Below are 6846 nucleotides of genomic sequence, written 5' to 3'. Positions count from 1 at the left end.
GGAGGCGACCAAGAAAGCTGGCAAGCTCTTCCTCGAAAACCGCTTCGATGGTTGCGCGGACGTTGGTCCGCAGCCGCTCCTCGATCGGGTCGAACCCGGCCTTCCCGGCCAGTAGCGCAAAGCTCGCAGTGTCGGTAATCTGGTTCATGGCGTGATCTCCCTGGCGGTTGCCGCCGCCGGTTGGGTGGGTGGATGTTCACCCGGAGATTACGCCGCCTTCAAATTTCCACCACTTCCGAGACACGACCTTCAATTGGTGAAAAACCGCACTCATGCGCGCGCGAGGGTCACACCGAGGGCCAGATGGGCTAAGCGTGCATGTCGTCGTCAGCGCCGAGGGTCCGCGGCTGAACGCGGAACGGCTGGCCCGCCTGGAGCCCTTTGCCCTGCCCGGGGCCGATCTGTTCTACTGCGGTCCCGCCGGGCTGCGCGATGCGATCCTGGCCGGGCTGAAGACGATGGGCCAAAGCCCCCGCCGCGTTCATGCCGAAGCCTTCGAATTGCGTTGAAATCTTTCGCGCCCCGCTGCGCCATCGCCGGGGCGCGACAATCCTGGCAGCCAACTGAAGCAATTTTTCCCGGATTGTCAGCCAGACATAAGGTTGGGCGGGCAGAACAAAATTCATCCAGAAAAAAGGACCCCTGCCATGAAATCCACTTTTGCTGTTCTTCTTGCCACGACCGCGGTCGTCGGCGCCCTGGCGATACCGACGCTTGACGCCTTCGCGCGGGACACCCCGGAGGGCACATGGCCCGCCGTGGGTGCCGATGGCACCTCTGGCCCCGAGGTCCGTCTGGCCACGCGTGACGACGATCGCCATCGTGACCGCATCCGGCGCGACCATCACGACGATGATGATGACGACGATAATGCCCCGGCTGGCCGTGGGACGCCTGCGCCGGCAGGGACCGTCGCACCGCCTACGAACGGGCTTTTCGGCACCGGCGCACCGCCAAAGGCCGTGACCAACTGATAGGTGTGGGCAGGCGCAAGTCCGCCGGTTCACGACAGACATTCCATATCCAAGGACAAGCCGATGAAATCCCTTCTCGCCACTCTGGCCCTGACCACCGCCTTGACGCTGCCCGGCCTTGCCGCCGCGCGCCCGGTGACGATGACCACGACGCTGACCCAATATGGCGGCGATGGCGCCTATCTGGCGCTTTACGTCACCGACGCCGCGGGCGCCTATGTCGGCAGTCTTTGGATGGCCGGGGAAAAGTCAAAATATTACGAACATCTGAGCGACTGGTATCGCGCCACGGGCGGCGACCCCGCCGAAATCAACGGCATAACCGGGGCCAGCGTCGGCGCGGGCCGGACGCTTGAAATCACGCTGGACCTGGCCGATGCGCTGTTCGATGCGGGATACACCCTGCATATCGACGCCGCAGTCGAGGAGATGCGCGACAGCCCGAACGAGATCGCGGTGCCGCTGACCGCCGCGGGCGCCGGCACGGCCGTGCCGGGCCGCCGCTACATCGCCAGTTTCACCTACGAGTAAGGGGACCGACCCATGATCCGCGCGCTTCATCGCTGGCCAGGGCTGGTGGCCCTGATCTTCGTGACCGTCCTGGCGCTCAGCGGTGCGTCACTGTCGGTCTTTCCGGCCGCAGAACGTCTGGCCGCGCCACGGCACGTGGCGGGTCAAAACCTGGCGGATCTGGCCGCCCGGGTGGTTGCCACCCATCCGGGTCTGGAAGAAATCCGCCGCTCGCCCTCGGGGACCATCACGGCCTGGTGGTTCGAAGGTGGGACGCCGGGTTCGGCGGTAATCGATCCGGCCACAGGGTTGGATGTCGGCTCGGCCGATCCGAACCCGGTGGAACGCTGGCTGACCAATCTGCACCGATCCCTGTTTCTGGACGATGCCGGGCGGCTGGCGATGGCCGCGGGTGCCGCGGCGATGTTGGTGCTGGCGCTGTCGGGGGCGGCACTGATTGCGCGGCGCACGGGCGGATGGCGCCGCTGGTTCGCGCCTGTGCGCGGCCCTGTGGCCGGACGGCTGCATGTGGAGATTGCGCGGGTTGCGGTCTTTGGTCTTGCCCTGTCGGCCGCGACGGCGCTGTGGATGACGGCCTCGACCTTCGACCTGCTGCCCGATGGTGCGCAGCACCCGGCCGATCCCGCGGCGGTCAGCGGGCAGATGCAATTCCCGGTCGACCGGATGGCCGCGTTGCAGGATGTGCCGGTCGAGAGCCTGCGCAAGCTGAGCTTTCCTTATGAGGGCGATGCGCGGGACATGTTCACCCTGTCCACCGATATGGGCACGGGCCTGATCGACCAGGGCACGGGCGAGATGCTGTCCTGGGCCGACCTCTCGCCGTGGCAGCAGGTGTCGGAGACCATCTACATTCTGCACACCGGGCAAGGTGCGGCGGTGCTGGGGCTGATCCTTGGGCTGATCGCGCTGACCGTGCCGGTGATGGGCGCGACCGGCGCGCTGATCTGGGTCGCCGGGCGGCGGGGTCGCCCCCGGCTGCGCGACAACGCCTCGGCAGGCCGCGCGCAGACGGTGATCCTTGTGGGGTCGGAAGGCGGCAGCACCTGGGGCTTTGCCGCGACGCTGGCGCAGGCCCTGCGCGGGGCTGGGCAGGCGGTGCACATCGCCCCGATGGCTGCCTTTGACCCGGCCCGTCACCCCCGGGCCGAGCGGTTCCTGATTTTGGCCGCCACCTATGGCGAAGGGGATGCCCCGGCCTCGGCCCGGGGGTTCCTCGACCGGTTGGCGCGCTTGGCTACCCCTCCGAACGCCCCGCTGGCCGTTCTGGGCTTTGGCGACCGCAGCTTTCCGGCCTTCTGCGCCTTTGCGGCAGAGGTGGAGGCAGCCGCCCGCGCCAAGGGGTGGGCCACGCTTCTGCCGATGGACATGGTCGACCGGCAGTCGCCGCAGGATTTCGCGCGCTGGGGCCGGGCGCTGGGGGATGCGTTTGGCCTGACGCTGGAACTTGATCACCAGCCCGCCCGCCCCGTGGCTGACAGCCTGACCCTGATCTCGCGCTGTGACTACGGCGAGGCGGTGCAGGCCCCAACCACGATCCTGCGCTTTGCCCTGCCGGAAGTCTCGCTCTGGGCGCGGCTTACCGGACGGGGCTTCACAAGGTTTCAGGCCGGCGATCTGATCGGCATATTGCCCGAGGGGTCGGCCGTGCCGCGGTTCTATTCGCTCGCATCCGGCAACCGTGACGGCTTTGTCGAGATCGTGGTGAAGAAGCACCCCGGCGGCCTCTGCTCCGGCCAGCTTCTGGCGCTGGAGCCAGGTGACAGCGTGCGGGCCTTCCTGCGTCGCAATGCGGGGTTTCACGCGGGCCAGGGCCGGGCGCCGCTGATCCTGATCGGGGCCGGCACCGGGATCGGGCCCTTGGCCGGGATCATCCGCGCCAATGCCCGCCGCCGCCCGGTGCAGCTGTTCTTCGGCATGCGCCACCCCGACAGCGATTTCCTGTATCGCGATGATCTTGCCGTCTGGCAGGCCGCGCGACGGCTTTCCCGCCTCTCCACCGCCGTCTCGCGCGGTGCACGACCGCATTACGTCCAGGATGCGCTGCGGGCCGAGGCCGCACAGGTGGCCGAAGCGATCCGCCAAGGCGCGAAGGTCATGGTCTGCGGCGGGCGTGACATGGCGCAAGGCGTGGCGCAGGCGATGCAGGATATCCTTGCGCCCATGGGTATGACGCCAGCAATGCTCAAGGCGGGGGGGCGTTATGTCGAAGATGTCTACTGACCTTGTCCGCCACGCGCTGAGCGGGCCGACCATGGGCACCCGCTGGAGCGCGCTGTTCTTTGCAGACCCGGGCTTCGACCCTGCCCCGGTGCAGACAGCCCTGCAAACGGCGGTGGATGCGGTTGATGCGCAGATGTCCACCTGGAAGCCGGACAGCGACCTGATGCGCCTGAATGCGGCGCCTGTGGGGGAATGGCAGCGGGTTCCCCCCGATCTGGCCCGCGTTCTGGCGCTGGGGCTGGCGATCGGGCGGGCCTCGGGCGGAGCCTTCGACATCGGCATGGGCGATGCGGTGCAGGCCTGGGGCTTTGGTCCCGACACGGCCGATCCACAGGCGATCCGCGCCGCGATGCAGGCCCCCCGTCGCCCGTCCCATGAGGTGCTGGAACTGGATCGCGACAGGGTCCGCAAGACCACGCCCGTGGCGCTGGACCTGAACGGCATCGCCAAGGGCTACGGCGTCGACCGGCTGGCCGAGGTCTTGCAGGGCCACGGCATCCGCGATGCGCTGGTCGGCATCGACGGCGAGATGCGCGCCATGGGTCTGCGCCCCGATGACAGCCCCTGGACCATTGCGGTCGAGGCGCCAGACACCGACCGCCGCGCACCCCATTCCATCCTGGCACTGCAGGATGCCGCCGTCGCCACCTCGGGCGATTATCGTCACTGGGTCACGGTCAATGGCCGAAATCTGTCGCACACGATGGACCCGGGGCGCGGCGCGCCGCTGATTGCCTCGCCCGCATCAGTCACCGTGACTGCGCCGACCTGTGCCGAAGCCGATGCCTGGGCGACCGCGTTGATGGTAATGGGGGTCGAGGCAGGCATGAGCCACGCCAGGAAGTCTGCTCTCGACGCCCTGTTCCTCGTGCGCGATGATGCAGGCGACGTGCAAGGCCTTGGGGTTGGGCACCTATTTTCTGGAAAAACTGCGGTGACGTCACGGCACGCGTGACCAATGGCCTTGGCCTGAACAGCATCCGGGCGGGCCTGACGCCTGATGAAAAGGTGGCCCTCCAGCTGACCCGGCGCGATGCGCTTGGCAGCGCGACCTTCGTCGCAGAGGGATGGCGAAAAGAAGAACAGAACCCCGATGCTTTCAGATTTCCGTGGTAAATGGCCTGACGACGGAAACCGGTGCGCGCGGCGTAAAACAGCCGTATCGGGCCCTTGGGGTCAGGCTTACCGTTTCGGGGGTAACAATGTTACGGATCAAGTTGGTGTTCTGGATCGGCCTTCTTGGGCTGACGGTCCTGTGGCTTGCGGCCGCGCCCGGCGTCTTCGCGGCACAGGGTCTGTTCGCGCTGCGGACATTCATGCTGCAATACAGCGGACTTCTGGCCTTTGCGATGATGAGCGTCGCGATGATCCTGTCGTTGCGCCCGCGTTGGCCGGAACGCAGGCTGGACGGCCTGGACAAGGTTTACCGCCTGCACAAATGGCTGGGCATCGGCGGGCTTGTGCTGTCGATCACGCATTGGCTGTGGGTCGAGGGGCCGAAATGGGCCGTGGGCTGGGGCCTTGCGGAGCGCCCCCAGCGTGGCCCGCGGGCGCCGATCGAAGACCCGGTGGCAGCCTTCCTGTCCGGCTATCGCAGCGCTGCCGAGGGCGTCGGCGAATGGGCCTTTTATGCCGCTGTCGCGCTGATCGTCGTGGCGCTGGTGCGGTTGGTGCCCTACGGCGTGTTTCGCCGCCTGCATCGCCTGCTGGCGCCGATCTATCTGGCGCTGGCCTTCCACACGATCATCCTGACCGATTTCAGCTATTGGACCCAGCCGGTCGGGATCGTTCTGGCGGGGCTGCTGCTGGCGGGCAGCTATGCGGCCGTGATCTCGATCCTGGGCCGGATCGGCGCGGGCCGCCGTATCGCCGGCCAGATCACCGAGCTGACGCGGTTTCCCGGGGTTCATTCCCTGGAAAAGCTGATCACGCTGGGGCCGGGTTGGCCGGGGCATCAGCCCGGGCAATTCGCCTTTGTCACCTCGGATCCGCGTGAAGGGGCGCATCCCTATACGATCGCCTCGGCCTGGGATCCGACCGACCGGCGCATCAAGTTCGTCACCAAGGCGCTGGGCGACTACACCTCGCAGCTGGGCGCGCGGCTGGAGATCGGCCAGCCGGTGACCGTCGAAGGGCCCTATGGCTGCTTCACCTTTGCGGATGACTGCCCCGTGCAAATCTGGATCGGCGGCGGCATCGGCATCACGCCCTTCCTCGGCGCCATGCAGGCGCGTGCGCGGCAGGGGGGCGTGGCGGACAAGGCCATTCACCTGTTCCACACCACCGCCGAGGTCGACGAGACGGCGCTGGCCCGGATTCGCGCCGATGCCCAGGCGGCGGACGTCCATCTGCACCTGATGATCGACGCCCGCGATGGGCGGCTGACCGGCGACCGGATCCGCGCCGCCGTGCCGGACTGGCGCACGGCAAGCCTCTGGTTCTGCGGCCCCGAGGGATTTGGGCATGCGATCCGCAAGGACATGGCGGCGCATGGGATGCCGGTGACGCGCTTCCACCAGGAGCTGTTTCAGATGCGCTAGCGCCTGCGGTATTCGCGCCCGGGTCATCGCCCCGGGGCATCTGCCCAATCTGCGGCTGGCCCGGGGACGTCGATGGCAGATCTGTCATCCAAGTTTCTGATCCTTGCCTCGGATGGCTTTGGCAGCGCGCCGGGCGGCACGACGCGTGGGTTGGCAAATTCTGCCGAACACGCCTGCAGCATCGCGGCGCATGCGCCGAGGAAGGCTCCCATGCCGCTTCAGAGTGAAGTGGTGCTGGTGCCGGGCGCTTCCGTTTCTGGAAACTCCACCTTGCTGCGCCTATCGGGATGGCCTGCGCGTCCGACGAACGGCAAGGTTGAGGGCGGCCTGACCCCACCCCCGCAAACGCCCCTTCGGCTCGAATAGGATGAGTCCGCAGCCAAGTGAACATGGCCGCAATGTATGGCTTTTTGCCGCCCCGCGGGACGATCGCTGCACCGCGCCTGAGCCGCAGGTCTGGGGAAGACGCAATGCGGCATTGCGGCTTCGGCGACCGTCGGCAAAGGGCCGAGGCTGTGTGGAAACGCGGTGTTGACGTCGGAGGCGTGGGCGATTGGAGCACTTCGGGCCACCGCGCTCGT

At 67.4% G+C, this 6846-nt stretch carries 7 protein-coding genes and 1 pseudogene; 7 read left to right on the top strand and 1 reads right to left on the bottom strand.

The window, feature by feature from the left end:
* Positions 1 to 148, bottom strand: a pseudogene (locus MXB90_RS17485) (IS256 family transposase); the annotation flags it as partial.
* Positions 149 to 314: 166 nt separating this feature from the next.
* Here MXB90_RS17485 and MXB90_RS17480 point away from each other — a divergent pair.
* The 7 genes from MXB90_RS17480 (at position 315) to MXB90_RS17450 (ending at position 6631) form a co-directional block, all read left to right on the top strand.
* Positions 315 to 509 (top strand): hypothetical protein, encoded by a 195-nt coding sequence (locus MXB90_RS17480; protein WP_250046694.1) that lies wholly within the window; start codon positions 315 to 317, stop codon positions 507 to 509.
* A 138-nt stretch (positions 510 to 647) separates the two neighbouring features.
* Positions 648 to 974 (top strand): hypothetical protein, encoded by a 327-nt coding sequence (locus MXB90_RS17475; protein WP_250046693.1) that lies wholly within the window; start codon positions 648 to 650, stop codon positions 972 to 974.
* A gap of 63 nt (positions 975 to 1037) precedes the next feature.
* Positions 1038 to 1505 carry a DUF2271 domain-containing protein gene (locus MXB90_RS17470; protein ID WP_250046692.1) on the top strand — a complete coding sequence of 156 codons (468 nt, stop codon included), beginning with the start codon at positions 1038 to 1040 and terminating at the stop codon, positions 1503 to 1505.
* A gap of 12 nt (positions 1506 to 1517) precedes the next feature.
* Entirely contained in the window at positions 1518 to 3725 is a 2208-nt protein-coding gene (locus MXB90_RS17465) for a PepSY domain-containing protein (protein WP_250046691.1), read from the top strand.
* The gene (locus MXB90_RS17460) at positions 3706 to 4680 is read left to right on the top strand and encodes an FAD:protein FMN transferase (RefSeq protein ID WP_250046690.1); all 975 of its coding nucleotides are present in this window, start codon (positions 3706 to 3708) and stop codon (positions 4678 to 4680) included. The genes MXB90_RS17465 and MXB90_RS17460 overlap by 20 nt, the downstream gene beginning before the upstream one ends.
* Before the next feature lie 247 nt (positions 4681 to 4927).
* The gene (locus MXB90_RS17455; RefSeq protein ID WP_250046689.1) at positions 4928 to 6265 is read left to right on the top strand and encodes a ferredoxin reductase family protein; all 1338 of its coding nucleotides are present in this window, start codon (positions 4928 to 4930) and stop codon (positions 6263 to 6265) included.
* A 72-nt stretch (positions 6266 to 6337) separates the two neighbouring features.
* Positions 6338 to 6631: a hypothetical protein gene (locus MXB90_RS17450; RefSeq protein ID WP_250046688.1), complete on the top strand. Its 294-nt coding sequence runs from the start codon at positions 6338 to 6340 to the stop codon at positions 6629 to 6631.
* Positions 6632 to 6846 lie beyond the last annotated feature (215 nt).

Origin of the sequence: Phaeovulum molybdatiresistens (genome assembly GCF_023544865.1) — a bacterium.
Taxonomy (GTDB): domain Bacteria; phylum Pseudomonadota; class Alphaproteobacteria; order Rhodobacterales; family Rhodobacteraceae; genus Pontitalea.
The sequence above is the reverse complement of the archived record's forward strand: the minus strand, read 5'-3'. Positions and strand labels throughout refer to the sequence as shown.